The sequence below is a fragment of the Escherichia sp. MAL-1 genome (assembly GCF_052948035.1).
Map to the genome: position 1 here is coordinate 355,018 of NZ_CM129609.1, position 16,215 is coordinate 371,232.

Genomic DNA, 16,215 nt, shown 5'->3' on the forward strand with positions numbered 1-16,215 from the left:
CAATTTGCGCGACAGGGTAGCATAACCTGCCGCGCAAACGTGTTATTCGATAAGGCTTTCTGAAGGGGTGATCAGTTGCGGGTTCAGGCAGCTTTCATAATAGGCCTGAATCTCCATCATGCGAGTGCGATGACGCTGGTAACGACGCCAGGCCTGTACGCCATTGTAAATGGCGCTACCCAGCATCGTCAGTAGCAGCAATGTGGTGCTGAGATAGCGCCACAGGCCGGAACGATCCGGGATCGGATGAAGGCCAATATGCTGCGTACCATTGGCGTCAGTGAAGATTTTTGTGACGATACCCTCGGCGTTAAACGGCGTATGCATCAGCATTTGTGCCAGTTTCTGGAAAGCGTTCCACTGTTCTTGCGGCGGGTAGTCGTAAAGTGATGCCGAAGGCCAGGGCTGATCAACAAAATCGCTGCCTTCGTCGCTGACAATCAGGAATCCGCCGGGGGCCGGACTGTTTAGTGATTGTGCCGCTCGCGCCGTTTCATGCGTGATAAACGGCGCGGTGGAGGTTGCCACCAGGTTATCCAGCGATTCCGCACTCACCGGGCGTAATAACACATTCACGCCATCGAGCTTCCCGGTGTTGGCGCGTTTTACCAGCGCGTCCCAGTCTTTACTGTTGCCGAGATTGACCAGCGCATTTTTCAGTCGCACACAGTCATCTTTGGCAGAACATAAATCCGCTGTCTTCAGTACAATGTCGCCAAAATCATCAAGCAATACCATGCCGGATTTTTGAATCGCTGAACGTAATGAGGCACTGACGCGAGATTCATCTTCCGGTTTAGGGTGCAGCTGGCGATTAACTGCTTCGGTCAATGCCGTCGCTTTGTTGACCAGTTCAGATTCTGGTAATGGTAATGAGCGGGCGTCGTTCCAGATGATCTGCGAGCAGTCAAACGGTAAAAAAGGTGAATTGGTTTTCGCGCTCCAGGTTCCGGAAGTGCGAATATTACACATTCCCGTACCGCTAATACGCAATGTATCGCCTACCCGCACGCCAGCGTCAGCCAGTTGTTTTACGCTGGTGGCTTCAATGGTCTGCGCGCCTTTCATCCATGAGAGAGTGAATTTCAGCGGCATATCCAGCGGGATCCAGAATAACAGCATAAACAGCACCAGCAGCGAGCCCGCAGCGATAATCGTACTGCGCAGCCAGTGCTGTAACGGAAAGTTTTTTACTTCATCATGCAGCGAAAGATATCGTCCCTGACGCACTACATGGCGGTCGAGATAGATATCGATATCGGTTTGTTGACCGAGATCCTGAGCAATGTATGGCTGCCAGTGTGCGGGATAGACCAGGTCGATAATACCGAGTGAAATATTGTTGATCTGTTCCTGATCGTTTTCGCCAAACAATCCCCAACGACGGGGTGTACCGCGCAGACAATGAATTTCCCGCAGGGAGGATTTTGCCGGGGGCGCGAATAGCCCCCACAGACCTGCGCCCAGCAGCAGTAACGCGCCGCCTGCCAGCCACGGAACAAATACATCCGGGGTAATCAGGCAGAAAAAGAACATCAGGAAGGAGGCGACGATCAGCAACGCTTCACGCAGCCCGCGCGGACGACTCAGCGCATATTCTTCATGCGTTTCTTTGCGAATATTGAGTAGCTCGATTTGCTCACTCTCTTCCCCGCGAATCGACGCCTGCGTTGACGGAACAGGTTGCAAGGCATAGCCGCGAGTTTCCTGCATGTACTCCTGCAGCGTATGACCGTTGAGTGAAATAACCAGCGGCAGCGAATCGGTATGAATCAGTTCAACGGTATTCTCATCGTTGATGTACTGTTCCCAGAAAGGGGGCAGGTGGACTTCTACCGAATCGAGGTAGTAACGCCATTTATTCGGATCGTCGGTAGAGATGCCGTAACGCGTGATAGCGTGTGTCAGCATCATGACGTTGTTGCTTTCGGCATTCAGCGCCAGAGAGATCGGTGCCGCGCTGGCTCCCGTTGGGCCAGGCACCTGTAATACCTGCGTCAGGCTCTCAAGATAATTTTCAACGGCGCTACGTTCTTCAGGTGTGAGTTTACGCGTTTGCGCATCCGCGAAGGCGTTGGTCCAGGGCAGCTGACGCCGTCTGGATCGCACTTTTATCAGCCATCCCGCAAGTAGTGAGCAGGCCAGCAAAGCAGCTAAAAAAATCACAATGGTGCTCATGCTTTCCCCATCTTACTTAGTCTGTCAGGCGTGGTCAGTCGCACCGGACACAATACATGATTCTGCGGTTGGCTATCGGCAAGCGTGGAGTTTAACTTGAGCATCATTAAGCACATCACAGTAACCGCTGATCATAGCAAACCCTCTGAAGGCGGAATATCAGCAAATTCCTGGAGTTATTTCAACCTATTGACTTTTAATTTGATTTGAGGACGATTATTTATTAAGTTACATAAATGTAAATAACATGCAATTCACATTGCCGAAAGCGTGTCCGATATCGCACAATAACCGCTGATTTCACAGCATAGATCCCACGATGAGCAAATCATTACAAAAACCCACCATTCTGAATGTTGAAACTGTAGCCCGTTCCCGACTGTTTACCGTCGAGAGCGTGGATCTGGAGTTCAGCAATGGCGTGCGGCGTGTTTATGAACGAATGCGTCCAACCAACCGGGAAGCAGTGATGATTGTGCCGATTGTGGACGATCACCTGATCCTGATCCGCGAATACGCAGTGGGAACTGAATCCTACGAATTAGGTTTTTCGAAAGGATTAATTGATCCGGGTGAAAGCGTCTACGAAGCCGCTAACCGCGAGCTAAAAGAAGAGGTTGGATTTGGTGCGAACGATCTGACTTTTTTGAAGAAGCTCAGCATGGCACCGTCTTATTTTTCCAGCAAAATGAATATCGTGGTAGCGCAAGATCTCTACCCGGAATCACTGGAAGGCGATGAGCCAGAGCCGCTACCACAGGTGCGCTGGCCGCTGGCGCATATGATGGATTTGCTGGAAGACCCTGACTTCAACGAAGCGCGTAATGTCAGCGCGCTGTTCCTCGTGCGCGAATGGTTGAAAGGGCAGGGGCGAGTGTAAATGCGTAAAGTTCGCCTGATGCATAATGCTTATCAGGCTTACGAAGTTTCTGCAATATATTGATTTTTCTAGATGTTGCTAGACGGGTAAAGTGTTCACGCCGTATCCGGTATAAACAAAGTGCACTTTGTCAGCAAACTGAAAAAGGCGCCGAAGCGCCTTTTTAATCAGAACAATTCCTGTGCTTCGCCATTATCGATAATGGTCGTACCCACCTCGTGCACCGCTTGTTGTGTCGGCTGCGTACCTTCGATGAAATACTCTTCGCGGCTGTTGCCACCATTAGCTAACTGCCCGGTGCTGCGATCGATATTCACCGTCACAATACCCGGTGGCGGCGTTAGCGGCTGCTCCGGCACACCTTCAAGAACGGCTTTCATATAAGCGTCCCATGCAGGCTGGGCACTCTTGGCACCGCCTTCGTAACCTGAGATCTGATCTTTAATCGCTCCGGAAGCCGTTGTATGACCGAGATTACGACGGTGATCATCAAAGCCAATCCAGACCGAGGTCACAACACCCGGACCGTAACCCGAGAACCACGCATCTTTCGAACTGTTAGTGGTACCGGTTTTCCCGCCGATATCGCGACGCTGCAAATCACGACCTGCACGCCAGCCGGTACCCTGCCAGCCTGGCTCACCAAAGATATTGGTGTTCAAAGCACTCTTAATCAGGAATGCCAGCGGAGTGTTGATGACGTGCGGTGCGTACTCCTGCGCGCCAGTCTTCGCCACTAACGCCTGATTAGCCTGCTCCAGCTGCGGCATTGGTACAGAAACATTCTGCTGCTCGCGGGAGATAGCGACATCTTCAACATCGTTATTTTCCAGCACGTTCGATTTCTGCGTATCACCGTAAATCACCGGAATATCACATTCCGGGCAAGCTACTTTCGGTTTCGCTTCGAAAATCACGCCGCCCTGATCGTTTTCAATTTTGCTGATAAACCACGGGTCCACCAGGAAGCCGCCGTTCGCCATGACCGCGTAGCCACGCGCCACCTGCATTGGGGTAAAGGACGCTGAACCCAGCGCCAGCGATTCGGTGTGGACAATGTTTTGCGCCGGGAAGCCGAAGCGTTGCAGATATTCTGCAGCGTAGTCGACGCCCATCGCCCGCATTGCGCGTACCATCACCACGTTTTTCGACTGACCCAGCCCCTGACGTAAGCGAATTGGACCGGCATACTGCGGTGGTGAGTTCTTCGGCTGCCAGTCAGAACCGGCACCTGCATCCCAGCGGGAAATTGGCACATCGTTCAACATACTTGCCAGCGTCAGACCTTTATCCATCGCCGCGGTGTAGAGGAACGGTTTGATGTTGGAACCCACCTGACGCAGTGCCTGGGTGGCGCGGTTAAACTTGCTCTGATTGAAATCAAAGCCACCGACCAGCGCCATAACGGCACCATTTTGCGGATTGATCGACACCAGCGCCGAGTTCACTTCCGGCACTTGTGCCAGCCACCATGCATCGCCGACCTGACGAACCCAGATTTGCTGTCCCGTTTGCAGAACATCGGTCACTTTACGCGGCGTCGGTCCCTGCTGAGTATCCGAACGGTAAGGACGCGCCCAGCGAACGCCGTCCATACTCAATGCGACAGTCGACCCGTCCGCCAGCATTGCCGTCGCTTCCTGAGGATTGGCGCTGGTGACTGCGGCAGGCAGCAGCGGACCATAGGTCGGCAGCGCCTTCAGCGTATCGGTAATCTTGTTGTTATCCCACACCGACTCGCCCACTTTCCACAGCACATTTGCCGGGCCGCGATAGCCGTGGCGCATGTCGTAGTCCAGCACGTTATTACGTACCGCCTGCTGCGCGGCCTGCTGCACTTTGCGGGTGATGGTGGTGTAAATGCGATAACCGTCTTCATAGGCACTTTCGCCATAACGGTTATACATCTCCTGGCGCACCATTTCGCTCAGGTACGGCGCAGAGAAAGCAATCTCCGGCGCGTGATAGTTAGCGTTAATCGCCTCAGTGCGTGTCTGATCGAACTGTTGTTGGGTGATATACCCTTCATCCAGCATCCGCGACAGCACGACGTTACGCCGCGCGACGGCACGATCCATCGAGTAGAGCGGGTTGAAGGTGGAAGGCGCTTTCGGCAGCCCGGCTATCACCGCCATTTCGTTCAGCGTCAGTTGGTCGACCGTTTTTCCGAAATAGACTTGTGCCGCAGCACCGACACCATAGGCGCGGTAACCAAGGTAAATCTTGTTCAGATAAAGCTCGAGGATCTCGTCTTTCGTCAGCAGCTGTTCAATGCGAATCGCGAGGAAGACTTCCTTAATCTTACGCATCAGCGTGCGTTCTGGACTGAGGAAGAAGTTTCTCGCCAGCTGCTGGGTAATGGTACTTGCCCCTTGTGACGCGTGACCGGAGAACAGCGCCACGCTTGCTGCACGGAAGATCCCCACCGGGTCAACGCCGTGATGCTCGTAGAAGCGGCTGTCTTCTGTCGCGATAAAGGCTTTCACCATCTCCGGTGGGATTTGATCCAACGTAACCGGAATACGACGTTTCTCACCGTATTGAGCAATCAGCTCGCCATCGGCGCTGTAAATCTGCATCGGAATTTGCAGGCGAACATCTTTTAATGTCGCCACATCCGGCAGTTGTGGCTCGATGTAGCGGTATAGGCCATAAATCGAGCCTGCTCCCAGCAGAATGCAACAGACTGCAAGGATCAAAAAATACTTTACGAACTTCACTGGAAATTTCCCATTTAGTTTCATTTGGGCAGTTTATAAACAAACGCGCGGTAGTATAAAGGCAAGCCAGACGCATTGATATACCCGTCAGAGTGACGGGTGATAAGGAGATCATCACAATGGCATTTAAGATCTGGCAAATTGGTTTGCATTTACAACAGCAAGAAGCGTTAGCGGTTGCGATCGTGCGGGACGCAAAAGAATGCTTTTTGCAACGCTGGTGGCGGTTGCCGTTGGCGCACGACATTATCAAAGATGGGCGGATTGTTGATGCGCAGCGGCTGGCTAAAACGTTGTTGCCGTGGAGTCGCGAACTGCCGCAGCGCCATCACATCATGTTGGCGTTTCCCGCCAGTCGCACATTACAGCGGTCATTTCCGCGCCCGTCGATGTCCCTCGGTGAGCGGGAGCAAATGGCCTGGCTGTCTGGGACGATGGCCCGCGAGCTGGATATGGATCCGGACTCCCTGCGCTTCGATTACAGCGAAGACTCACTCAGCCCCGCTTATAACGTGACTGCCGCGCAAAGCAAAGAGCTGGCAACGCTACTTACTCTGGCAGAAAGGTTGCGTGTTCATGTGAGCGCGATCACCCCGGATGCCAGTGCATTACAGCAATTCCTGCCTTTTTTACCTTCTCATCAGCAATGTCTGGCCTGGCGTGATAACGAACAGTGGCTGTGGGCGACGCGCTATAGCTGGGGGCGCAAACTGGCGGTAGGGATGACTAGCGCGAAGGAGCTGGCGGCAGCGTTATCCGTTGATCCCGACAGCGTCGCGATATGTGGCGAAGGCGGATTTGATCCCTGGGAGGCCGTTTCTGTTCGTCAGCCGCCGCTACCGCCGCCTGGTGGAGACTTTGCCATCGCGCTGGGGCTGGCGCTTGGGAAGGCGTACTGATGAACCCGCCAATTAATTTTTTGCCCTGGCGACAGCAACGCCGGACCGCTTTTCTGCGTTTCTGGTTGCTGATGTTCGTTGCGCCTCTGCTGCTGGCCGTCGGGATAACGCTAATACTGCGTCTGACAGGCAGCGCCGAAGCGCGCATAGACGCCGTTTTGCTTCAGGGGGAACAACAACTCGCCCACAGCTTACAGATAACGAAACCACGTTTGCTGGAGCAACAGCAGTTACGCGAACAGCGTTTGCAACGGCAGCGCCAGCGACAATTTACCCGCGACTGGCAATCTGCGCTGGAAGCTCTGGCGGCGCTTTTACCCGAGCACGCCTGGCTGACAACGATAAGCTGGCAGCAGGGAACGCTGGAGATCAAGGGGCTTACAACAAGCATTACCGCGTTAAACGCACTGGAAACGTCACTCCGCCAGGATGCTTCTTTTCATCTCAATCAGCGGGGGGCCACGCAGCAGGATGCGCAGGGACGCTGGCAATTTGAGTATCAGTTAACAAGGAAGGTTAGCGATGAACATGTTCTTTGACTGGTGGTTCGCCACATCACCCCGTCTCCGCCAGCTTTGCTGGGCAGTCTGGTTGCTGATGTTAGTTACGCTCATTTTTCTGTCATCGACACACCAGGAAGAGAGCGACGCATTAATTCGACTACGGGCAAGTCATCACCAGCAGTGGGCCGCACTGTATCGCCTGGTAGACACCACTCCCTTCAGCGAGGAAAAAACGCTGCCCTTTTCGCCACTGGATTTTCAGTTATCCGGCGCGCAACTGGTTTCCTGGCATCCATCCGCGCAGGGAGGCGAGTTGGCGTTGAAAACGCTGTGGGAAGCAGTGCCGTCGGCATTTACACGGCTGGCAGAGCGCAACGTCAGCGTGAGCCGTTTTTCGTTAAGCGTGGAAGGTGATGATCTTTTGTTCACGCTACAACTGGAGACGCCGCATGAGGGTTAAACGCTGGTTGTTGGCAGGTGTTGCATTGTGCCTTTTAACCGGTATGCGTGACCCTTTTAAACCGCCGGAAGATCTATGCCGGATTAGCGAACTTAGCCAGTGGCGCTATCAGGGGATGGTAGGGCGAGGCGAGCACATCATCGGTGTAATAAAAGACGGGCAAAAGAAATGGCGACGGGTGCAGCAAAACGATGTGCTGGAAAACGGCTGGACAATTTTACAGCTGACGCCAGACGCACTAACGCTGGGAACCGGGACAAACTGCGAACCGCCACAATGGTTGTGGCAACGGCAAGGAGATACAAATGAAGCAATGGATAGCCGCACTACTGTTGATGCTGATACCCGGCGTACAAGCGGCAAAGCCGCAAAAAGTGACGCTGATGGTGGATGACGTTCCGGTAGCTCAGGTGTTGCAGGCGCTGGCTGAACAGGAGAAGTTGAACCTGGTCGTGTCGCCAGACGTCAGCGGTACGGTGTCGTTACATCTAACAGATGTTCCCTGGAAGCAGGCACTACAAACTGTAGTGAAAAGCGCCGGACTGATAACGCGCCAGGAGGGCAACATTCTCTCAGTGCATTCCATTGCCTGGCAGAATAACAATATCGCCCGCCAGGAGGCGGAGCAGGCGCGGGCGCAGGCAAATCTGCCGCTGGAAAATCGCAGTATAACCCTGCAATACGCCGACGCGGGAGAACTGGCGAAAGCGGGGGAGAAGCTACTGAGTGCCAAAGGGAGTATGACCGTCGATAAACGCACCAATCGCCTTTTGCTACGAGATAACAAAACGGCGTTAAGCGCACTGGAACAGTGGGTAGCGCAAATGGATCTGCCGGTCGGGCAGGTTGAGCTGTCGGCGCATATTGTCACCATTAATGAAAAAAGTTTGCGTGAGTTAGGCGTGAAATGGACGCTGGCCGATGCGCAACACGCTGGTGGCGTTGGGCAAGTCACCACGCTTGGTAGCGACCTCTCCGTAGCGACGGCGACAACGCATGTCGGTTTTAACATTGGGCGCATCAACGGACGTTTGCTGGATCTTGAGCTTTCTGCGCTCGAACAAAAACAGCAGCTGGATATTATCGCTAGTCCGCGTCTGCTGGCCTCACATCTTCAGCCTGCCAGCATTAAACAGGGGAGCGAAATTCCATATCAGGTTTCCAGCGGGGAAAGTGGCGCGACGTCGGTGGAATTTAAAGAGGCCGTCCTGGGGATGGAGGTCACGCCCACGGTGTTACAAAAAGGTCGCATCCGGCTGAAATTACACATCAGCCAGAACGTTCCGGGGCAGGTGCTACAGCAGGCTGATGGCGAAGTGCTGGCGATTGATAAGCAGGAGATCGAAACGCAGGTCGAGGTCAAAAGCGGAGAAACGTTGGCGCTGGGCGGCATTTTTACCCGTAAAAATAAATCGGGTCAGGATAGCGTACCGTTGCTTGGCGACATTCCCTTGTTCGGGCAATTATTTCGTCATGACGGAAAAGAAGATGAACGACGCGAGTTAGTGGTGTTTATCACGCCACGACTGGTTTCCAGTGAGTAAACAGCCGTAAAAGCGGTAATGTTTTTACGCTGAACGTGTTTCATCTATTTGACGCGCGCAGGTATTTAGCATACAAGGAGTACCGATTTGAGAGTTGGTGCTCTTCGCTGCCTGCGTTCCATGATGATGATTTATCATTCAGGCGGCATTTTGCTGTCTTTTTTACGCTAATCTTACCCGGTGATTTATCGCCAGAGCGGTGGTAGCAAGGCAGCGCGCTTGCAGCGACCAGATATGCAGAGGGATGGGTGATTTATTCAGTTGCCAAACCCGCTGGAGTATTGAGATAATTTTCAGTCTGACTCTCGCAATATCTTATGAGGTTTCAGTTCATGTCCTGCGGCGCTCTCTGAGCGAAGCGGGTTTATCATTAACGAATAGTCTTAGTAGTACCGAAAAAATGGCAGAGAAACGCAATATCTTTCTGGTTGGGCCTATGGGTGCCGGAAAAAGCACTATTGGGCGCCAGTTAGCTCAACAACTCAATATGGAATTTTACGATTCCGATCAAGAGATTGAGAAACGAACCGGAGCTGATGTGGGCTGGGTTTTCGATTTAGAAGGCGAAGAAGGCTTCCGCGATCGCGAAGAAAAGGTCATCAATGAGTTGACCGAGAAACAGGGTATTGTGCTGGCTACTGGCGGCGGCTCTGTGAAATCCCGTGAAACGCGTAACCGTCTTTCCGCTCGTGGCGTTGTCGTTTATCTTGAAACGACCATCGAAAAGCAACTTGCACGCACGCAGCGTGATAAAAAACGCCCGTTGCTGCACGTTGAAACACCGCCACGTGAAGTTCTGGAAGCGTTGGCCAATGAACGCAATCCGCTGTATGAAGAGATTGCCGACGTGACCATTCGTACTGATGATCAAAGCGCTAAAGTGGTCGCTAACCAGATTATTCACATGCTGGAAAGCAACTAATTCTGGCTTTATATACACTCGTCTGCGGGTACAGTAATTAAGGTGGATGTCGCGTTATGGAGAGGATTGTCGTTACTCTCGGGGAACGTAGTTACCCAATTACCATCGCATCTGGTTTGTTTAATGAACCAGCTTCATTCTTACCGCTGAAATCGGGCGAGCAGGTCATGTTGGTCACCAACGAAACCCTGGCTCCTCTGTATCTCGATAAGGTCCGCGGCGTACTTGAACAGGCGGGTGTTAACGTCGATAGCGTTATCCTCCCTGACGGCGAGCAGTATAAAAGCCTGGCTGTACTCGATACCGTCTTTACGGCGTTGTTACAAAAGCCGCATGGTCGCGATACTACGCTGGTGGCGCTTGGCGGCGGCGTAGTGGGCGATCTGACCGGCTTCGCGGCGGCGAGTTATCAGCGCGGTGTTCGTTTCATTCAAGTCCCGACGACGTTACTGTCGCAGGTCGATTCCTCCGTTGGCGGCAAAACTGCGGTCAACCATCCCCTCGGTAAAAACATGATTGGCGCGTTCTACCAGCCTGCTTCAGTGGTGGTGGATCTCGACTGTCTGAAAACGCTTCCCCCGCGTGAGTTAGCGTCGGGGCTGGCAGAAGTCATCAAATACGGCATTATTCTTGACGGTGCGTTTTTTAACTGGCTGGAAGAGAATCTGGATGCGTTGTTGCGTCTGGACGGTCCGGCAATGGCGTACTGTATTCGCCGTTGTTGTGAACTGAAGGCAGAAGTTGTCGCCGCCGACGAGCGCGAAACCGGGTTACGTGCTTTACTGAATCTGGGACACACCTTTGGTCATGCCATTGAAGCTGAAATGGGGTATGGCAATTGGTTACATGGTGAAGCGGTCGCTGCGGGTATGGTGATGGCGGCGCGGACGTCGGAACGTCTCGGGCAGTTTAGTTCTGCCGAAACGCAGCGTATTATAACCCTGCTCACGCGGGCTGGGTTACCGGTCAATGGGCCGCGCGAAATGTCCGCGCAGGCGTATTTACCGCATATGCTGCGTGACAAGAAAGTCCTTGCGGGAGAGATGCGCTTAATTCTTCCGTTGGCAATTGGTAAGAGTGAAGTTCGCAGCGGCGTTTCGCACGAGCTTGTTCTTAACGCCATTGCCGATTGTCAATCAGCGTAACAACAAGAAAGGTCAGGCCGCTTATCAAGCGGTCTATTAGCTTCAGGTTAATTGCAACGTGGTAAGCATTAACCTTTTAGTGGGGTGTTAAATGGATGAATTCAAACCAGAAGACGAGCTGAAACCCGATCCCAGCGATCGTCGTACTGGTCGTTCTCGTCAATCTTCTGAACGTTCTGAGCGTACTGAACGTGGCGAACCGCAGATCAATTTTGATGATATTGAACTTGATGACACTGACGATCGCCGTCCGACTCGTGCGCAAAAAGAGCGCAATGAGGAACCGGAAATCGAAGAAGAAATTGACGAATCCGAAGATGAAACCGTGGATGAAGAGCGCGTAGAGCGTCGTCCGCGTAAGCGCAAAAAAGCAGCCAGTAAACCCGCTTCTCGTCAGTATATGATGATGGGCGTCGGCATTCTGGTTCTACTGCTGTTGATCATCGGTATCGGTTCTGCGCTAAAAGCCCCCTCGACCTCTTCCAGCGATCAAACCGCGTCTGGCGAGAAGAGTATTGATCTTGCAGGCAATGCGACCGATCAGGCGAATGGGGTGCAGCCAGCGCCGGGAACCACGTCTGCGGAAAATACTCAGCAGGATGTTTCTCTGCCACCGATCTCTTCTACGCCGACTCAAGGGCAAACCCCGGCGGCAACGGATGGTCAACAACGTGTTGAAGTGCAGGGTGACCTGAACAATGCGCTGACCCAGCCACAAAATCAGCAACAGTTGAACAATGTGGCGGTCAATTCCACATTGCCGACCGAACCCGCGACTGTCGCGCCTGTTCGCAATGGCAATGCATCGCGTGACACGGCGAAAACGCAAACCGCTGAACGTCCGGCCACTACGCGCCCAGCTCGTCAGCAGGCGGTGATTGAACCGAAAAAACCGCAAGCAACCGTGAAAACGGAGCCGAAGCCGGTAGCACAGACGCCGAAGCGTACTGAACCAGCTGCCCCTGTGGCGAGCACGAAGGCACCGGCTGCGACTTCTACGCCAGCACCAAAAGAGACGGCGACTACGGCTCCAGTACAGACGGCATCCCCGGCGCAAACCACGGCAACACCAGCCGCTGGAGGGAAGACCGCAGGTAATGTTGGTTCGTTGAAATCGGCACCGTCCAGCCATTACACTCTGCAGCTGAGCAGTTCCTCTAACTACGACAACCTGAACGGTTGGGCGAAGAAAGAGAATCTGAAAAACTACGTTGTCTATGAAACGACGCGTAATGGTCAGCCGTGGTATGTCCTGGTTTCTGGCGTGTACGCTTCGAAAGAAGAGGCGAAAAAAGCGGTATCTACATTGCCAGCAGATGTCCAGGCCAAAAACCCGTGGGCGAAACCGCTGCGTCAGGTACAGGCCGATCTGAAGTAATCAAGGTTATCTCCCGCAATGGTTTATCGTTGCGGGAGTTGCCTGAAGCGCTGGATGCTGTCGGAGCTTTCTCCACAGCCGGAGAAGGTGTAATTAGTTAGTCAGCATGAAGAAAAATCGCGCTTTTTTGAAGTGGGCAGGGGGCAAGTATCCCCTGCTTGATGATATTAAACGGCATTTGCCCAAGGGCGAATGTCTGGTTGAGCCTTTTGTAGGTGCCGGGTCGGTGTTTCTCAACACCGACTTTTCTCGTTATATCCTTGCCGATATCAATAGCGACCTGATCAGTCTCTATAACATTGTGAAGATGCGTACTGATGAGTACGTACAGGCCGCACGCGAGCTGTTTGTTCCCGAAACAAATTGCGCCGAGGTTTACTATCAGTTCCGCGAAGAGTTCAACAAAAGCCAGGATCCGTTCCGTCGGGCGGTACTGTTTTTATATTTGAACCGCTACGGTTACAACGGCCTGTGTCGTTACAATCTGCGCGGTGAGTTTAACGTGCCGTTCGGCCGCTACAAAAAACCCTATTTCCCGGAAGCAGAGTTGTATCACTTCGCTGAAAAAGCGCAGAATGCCTTTTTCTATTGTGAGTCTTACGCCGATAGCATGGCGCGCGCAGATGATGCATCCGTCGTCTATTGCGATCCGCCTTATGCACCGCTGTCTGCGACCGCCAACTTTACGGCGTATCACACAAACAGTTTTACGCTTGAACAACAAGCGCATCTGGCGGAGATCGCCGAAGGTCTGGTTGATCGCCATATTCCAGTGCTGATCTCCAATCACGATACGATGTTAACGCGTGAGTGGTATCAGCGCGCAAAATTGCATGTCGTCAAAGTTCGACGCAGTATAAGCAGCAACGGCGGCACACGTAAAAAGGTGGACGAACTGCTGGCTTTGTACAAACCAGGAGTCGTTTCACCCGCGAAAAAATAATTCTCAAGGAGAAGCGGATGAAACAGTATTTGATTGCCCCCTCAATTCTGTCGGCTGATTTTGCCCGCCTGGGTGAAGATACCGCAAAAGCCCTGGCAGCTGGCGCTGATGTCGTGCATTTTGACGTCATGGATAACCACTATGTTCCCAATCTGACGATTGGGCCAATGGTGCTGAAATCCTTGCGTAACTATGGCATTACCGCCCCTATCGACGTACACCTGATGGTGAAACCTGTCGATCGCATTGTGCCTGATTTCGCTGCCGCTGGTGCCAGCATCATTACCTTTCATCCAGAAGCCTCCGAGCATGTTGACCGCACGCTGCAACTGATTAAAGAAAATGGCTGTAAAGCGGGTCTGGTATTTAACCCGGCGACACCTCTGAGCTATCTGGATTACGTGATGGATAAGCTGGATGTGATCCTGCTGATGTCCGTCAACCCTGGTTTCGGCGGTCAGTCTTTCATTCCTCAAACACTGGATAAACTGCGCGAAGTACGTCGTCGTATCGACGAGTCTGGCTTCGACATTCGACTGGAAGTGGACGGTGGCGTGAAGGTGAACAACATTGGCGAAATCGCTGCGGCGGGCGCGGATATGTTCGTCGCCGGTTCGGCAATCTTCGACCAGCCAGACTATAAAAAAGTCATTGATGAAATGCGCAGTGAACTGGCAAAGGTAAGTCATGAGTAAGTTTGAAGATATTCGCGGCGTCGCTTTTGATCTCGACGGTACGCTGGTGGACAGTGCTCCCGGTCTTGCTGCTGCGGTAGATATGGCGCTGTATGCGTTGGAGTTACCCGTCGCAGGTGAAGAACGCGTTATTACCTGGATTGGTAACGGCGCAGATGTTCTGATGGAGCGCGCATTGACCTGGGCGCGTCAGGAACGTGCGACTCTGCGTAAAACAATGGGTAAACCGCCCGTTGATGACGACATTCCGGCAGAAGAACAGGTACGTATTCTGCGTAAACTGTTCGATCGCTATTATGGCGAGGTTGCCGAAGAGGGGACGTTTTTGTTCCCGCACGTTGCCGATACGTTGGGCGCGTTGCAGGCTAAAGGCCTGCCGCTAGGCCTGGTCACCAACAAACCGACGCCGTTCGTCGCGCCGCTGCTCGAAGCCTTAGATATTGCCAAATACTTTAGCGTGGTTATCGGCGGCGATGATGTGCAAAACAAAAAACCTCATCCGGACCCGCTGTTACTGGTGGCTGAGCGGATGGGAATTGCCCCACAACAGATGCTGTTTGTCGGCGACTCACGCAATGATATTCAGGCGGCAAAAGCGGCAGGTTGCCCATCCGTTGGCTTAACCTACGGATATAACTACGGCGAGGCTATCGATCTCAGCCAGCCTGATGTAATTTATCAGTCTATAAATGACCTTCTGCCCGCATTAGGGCTTCCGCATAGCGAAAATCAGGAATCGAAAAATGACTAAGCCCATCGTTTTTAGTGGCGCACAGCCCTCAGGTGAATTGACCATTGGTAACTACATGGGTGCGCTGCGTCAGTGGGTAAACATGCAGGATGACTACCATTGCATTTACTGTATCGTTGACCAACACGCGATCACCGTGCGCCAGGATGCACAGAAGCTGCGTAAAGCGACGCTGGATACGCTGGCCTTGTATCTGGCATGTGGTATCGATCCTGAGAAAAGCACCATTTTTGTTCAGTCCCACGTACCGGAACATGCGCAGTTAGGCTGGGCACTGAACTGCTATACCTACTTCGGCGAGCTGAGCCGCATGACGCAGTTTAAAGATAAATCTGCGCGTTATGCCGAGAACATCAACGCTGGTCTGTTTGACTATCCGGTGCTGATGGCGGCGGACATCCTGTTGTATCAAACTAATCTGGTACCGGTGGGTGAAGACCAGAAACAGCACCTCGAACTGAGCCGCGATATCGCCCAGCGTTTCAACGCGCTGTATGGCGATATCTTTAAGGTGCCGGAGCCGTTTATTCCGAAATCTGGCGCGCGCGTAATGTCGCTGCTGGAGCCGACCAAGAAGATGTCCAAGTCTGACGATAACCGCAATAACGTTATCGGCCTGCTGGAAGATCCGAAATCGGTAGTGAAGAAAATCAAACGTGCGGTCACTGACTCCGACGAGCCGCCGGTAGTTCGCTACGATGTGCAGAACAAAGCGGGCGTTTCCAACCTGCTGGATATCCTTTCTGCGGTAACGGGCCAGAGCATCCCAGAACTGGAAAAACAGTTCGAAGGCAAGATGTATGGTCATCTGAAAGGTGAAGTGGCTGATGCCGTTTCCGGTATGCTGACTGAATTGCAGGAACGCTATCACCGTTTCCGCAACGATGAAGCCTTCCTGCAACAGGTGATGAAAGATGGCGCGGAAAAAGCCAGCGCGCACGCTTCCCGTACGCTAAAAGCGGTGTATGAAGCGATTGGTTTTGTGGCGAAGCCGTAATTCACTATTGCTGGCAAATTGCGCTTTGTTCATGCCGGATGCGGCGTGAACGCCTTATCCGGCCTACAAAGTAATGCACATATTGCAAGGAAATGTAGGCCTGATAAGCGTAGCGCATCAGGCAATTTTGCTTTTATCATCACTCTGAAACCGGGGAAACCCGGTTTTTTTATCCTCATTTGCAATAATCCGAAAAAATG

Annotated in this window: 15 protein-coding genes; 13 read left to right on the forward strand and 2 right to left on the reverse strand. The window is 52.8% G+C overall.

All coding sequences use genetic code 11. The features are described from left to right. Positions 1 to 42: 42 nt before the first annotated feature. The gene (gene igaA, locus ACU8XX_RS01625) at positions 43 to 2,178 is read right to left on the reverse strand and encodes an intracellular growth attenuator protein IgaA (protein ID WP_000104525.1); all 2,136 of its coding nucleotides are present in this window, start codon (positions 2,176 to 2,178) and stop codon (positions 43 to 45) included. A gap of 319 nt (positions 2,179 to 2,497) precedes the next feature. Between igaA and nudE the strand changes: the two genes are divergently transcribed. Beyond that, a complete protein-coding gene (nudE, locus tag ACU8XX_RS01630) occupies positions 2,498 to 3,058 on the forward strand; it encodes an ADP compounds hydrolase NudE (protein ID WP_000045744.1) in 561 nt (186 codons plus the stop codon). Between the two features lie 167 nt (positions 3,059 to 3,225). On the opposite strand, the gene mrcA is transcribed toward nudE, so the two are convergent. Beyond that, positions 3,226 to 5,778 carry a peptidoglycan glycosyltransferase/peptidoglycan DD-transpeptidase MrcA gene (gene mrcA, locus ACU8XX_RS01635; protein ID WP_097466589.1) on the reverse strand — a complete coding sequence of 851 codons (2,553 nt, stop codon included), beginning with the start codon at positions 5,776 to 5,778 and terminating at the stop codon, positions 3,226 to 3,228. Positions 5,779 to 5,897: 119 nt separating this feature from the next. On the opposite strand from mrcA, the gene hofM reads away from it, so the two are divergent. The 12 genes from hofM (at position 5,898) to trpS (ending at position 16,015) form a co-directional block, all read left to right on the forward strand. Continuing rightward, entirely contained in the window at positions 5,898 to 6,677 is a 780-nt protein-coding gene (gene hofM, locus ACU8XX_RS01640) for a DNA utilization protein HofM (RefSeq protein ID WP_001338738.1), read from the forward strand. Further along, positions 6,677 to 7,216 (forward strand): DNA utilization protein HofN, encoded by a 540-nt coding sequence (gene hofN / locus ACU8XX_RS01645; RefSeq protein WP_001069320.1) that lies wholly within the window; start codon positions 6,677 to 6,679, stop codon positions 7,214 to 7,216. Before hofM ends, hofN begins: the two co-directional genes overlap by 1 nt. Beyond that, positions 7,200 to 7,640 carry a DNA utilization protein HofO gene (hofO, locus tag ACU8XX_RS01650; protein WP_001055768.1) on the forward strand — a complete coding sequence of 147 codons (441 nt, stop codon included), beginning with the start codon at positions 7,200 to 7,202 and terminating at the stop codon, positions 7,638 to 7,640. Before hofN ends, hofO begins: the two co-directional genes overlap by 17 nt. Next, positions 7,630 to 8,034: a DNA utilization protein HofP gene (gene hofP / locus ACU8XX_RS01655; RefSeq protein WP_001338740.1), complete on the forward strand. Its 405-nt coding sequence runs from the start codon at positions 7,630 to 7,632 to the stop codon at positions 8,032 to 8,034. Before hofO ends, hofP begins: the two co-directional genes overlap by 11 nt. Continuing rightward, complete coding sequence (gene hofQ, locus ACU8XX_RS01660; RefSeq protein ID WP_000815984.1) at positions 7,946 to 9,184, forward strand: DNA uptake porin HofQ; 1,239 nt, start codon at positions 7,946 to 7,948, stop codon at positions 9,182 to 9,184. The genes hofP and hofQ overlap by 89 nt, the downstream gene beginning before the upstream one ends. Positions 9,185 to 9,584: 400 nt before the next feature. Next, the gene (gene aroK / locus ACU8XX_RS01665) at positions 9,585 to 10,106 is read left to right on the forward strand and encodes a shikimate kinase AroK (protein ID WP_000818618.1); all 522 of its coding nucleotides are present in this window, start codon (positions 9,585 to 9,587) and stop codon (positions 10,104 to 10,106) included. 56 nt (positions 10,107 to 10,162) lie between these two features. Beyond that, positions 10,163 to 11,251, forward strand: coding sequence for a 3-dehydroquinate synthase (gene aroB, locus ACU8XX_RS01670; protein ID WP_000439850.1), 1,089 nt, complete (start codon positions 10,163 to 10,165; stop codon positions 11,249 to 11,251). Between the two features lie 91 nt (positions 11,252 to 11,342). Then, positions 11,343 to 12,629 carry a cell division protein DamX gene (gene damX, locus ACU8XX_RS01675; protein WP_000343195.1) on the forward strand — a complete coding sequence of 429 codons (1,287 nt, stop codon included), beginning with the start codon at positions 11,343 to 11,345 and terminating at the stop codon, positions 12,627 to 12,629. Positions 12,630 to 12,735: 106 nt separating this feature from the next. Beyond that, positions 12,736 to 13,572, forward strand: coding sequence for an adenine-specific DNA-methyltransferase (gene dam, locus ACU8XX_RS01680; protein ID WP_000742141.1), 837 nt, complete (start codon positions 12,736 to 12,738; stop codon positions 13,570 to 13,572). 17 nt (positions 13,573 to 13,589) lie between these two features. Continuing rightward, positions 13,590 to 14,267 (forward strand): ribulose-phosphate 3-epimerase, encoded by a 678-nt coding sequence (rpe, locus tag ACU8XX_RS01685; RefSeq protein ID WP_000816280.1) that lies wholly within the window; start codon positions 13,590 to 13,592, stop codon positions 14,265 to 14,267. Next, positions 14,260 to 15,018: a phosphoglycolate phosphatase gene (gene gph, locus ACU8XX_RS01690; protein ID WP_000032691.1), complete on the forward strand. Its 759-nt coding sequence runs from the start codon at positions 14,260 to 14,262 to the stop codon at positions 15,016 to 15,018. The genes rpe and gph overlap by 8 nt, the downstream gene beginning before the upstream one ends. Further along, the gene (trpS, locus tag ACU8XX_RS01695) at positions 15,011 to 16,015 is read left to right on the forward strand and encodes a tryptophan--tRNA ligase (RefSeq protein ID WP_000165543.1); all 1,005 of its coding nucleotides are present in this window, start codon (positions 15,011 to 15,013) and stop codon (positions 16,013 to 16,015) included. The genes gph and trpS overlap by 8 nt, the downstream gene beginning before the upstream one ends. Positions 16,016 to 16,215 lie beyond the last annotated feature (200 nt).

What these genes read in the sequence shown, in the direction of transcription:
- hofO (WP_001055768.1), top strand. Translation starts at nt 7,200, where the DNA reads ATGAACATGTTCTTTGACTGGTGGTTCGCCACATCACCCCGTCTCCGC.
- aroK (WP_000818618.1), top strand. Translation starts at nt 9,585, where the DNA reads ATGGCAGAGAAACGCAATATCTTTCTGGTTGGGCCTATGGGTGCCGGA.
- nudE (WP_000045744.1), top strand. Translation starts at nt 2,498, where the DNA reads ATGAGCAAATCATTACAAAAACCCACCATTCTGAATGTTGAAACTGTA.
- aroB (WP_000439850.1), top strand. Translation starts at nt 10,163, where the DNA reads ATGGAGAGGATTGTCGTTACTCTCGGGGAACGTAGTTACCCAATTACC.
- rpe (WP_000816280.1), top strand. Translation starts at nt 13,590, where the DNA reads ATGAAACAGTATTTGATTGCCCCCTCAATTCTGTCGGCTGATTTTGCC.
- trpS (WP_000165543.1), top strand. Translation starts at nt 15,011, where the DNA reads ATGACTAAGCCCATCGTTTTTAGTGGCGCACAGCCCTCAGGTGAATTG.
- damX (WP_000343195.1), top strand. Translation starts at nt 11,343, where the DNA reads ATGGATGAATTCAAACCAGAAGACGAGCTGAAACCCGATCCCAGCGAT.
- hofM (WP_001338738.1), top strand. Translation starts at nt 5,898, where the DNA reads ATGGCATTTAAGATCTGGCAAATTGGTTTGCATTTACAACAGCAAGAA.
- dam (WP_000742141.1), top strand. Translation starts at nt 12,736, where the DNA reads ATGAAGAAAAATCGCGCTTTTTTGAAGTGGGCAGGGGGCAAGTATCCC.
- igaA (WP_000104525.1), bottom strand. Translation starts at nt 2,178, where the DNA reads ATGAGCACCATTGTGATTTTTTTAGCTGCTTTGCTGGCCTGCTCACTA.
- hofQ (WP_000815984.1), top strand. Translation starts at nt 7,946, where the DNA reads ATGAAGCAATGGATAGCCGCACTACTGTTGATGCTGATACCCGGCGTA.
- hofN (WP_001069320.1), top strand. Translation starts at nt 6,677, where the DNA reads ATGAACCCGCCAATTAATTTTTTGCCCTGGCGACAGCAACGCCGGACC.
- gph (WP_000032691.1), top strand. Translation starts at nt 14,260, where the DNA reads ATGAGTAAGTTTGAAGATATTCGCGGCGTCGCTTTTGATCTCGACGGT.
- hofP (WP_001338740.1), top strand. Translation starts at nt 7,630, where the DNA reads ATGAGGGTTAAACGCTGGTTGTTGGCAGGTGTTGCATTGTGCCTTTTA.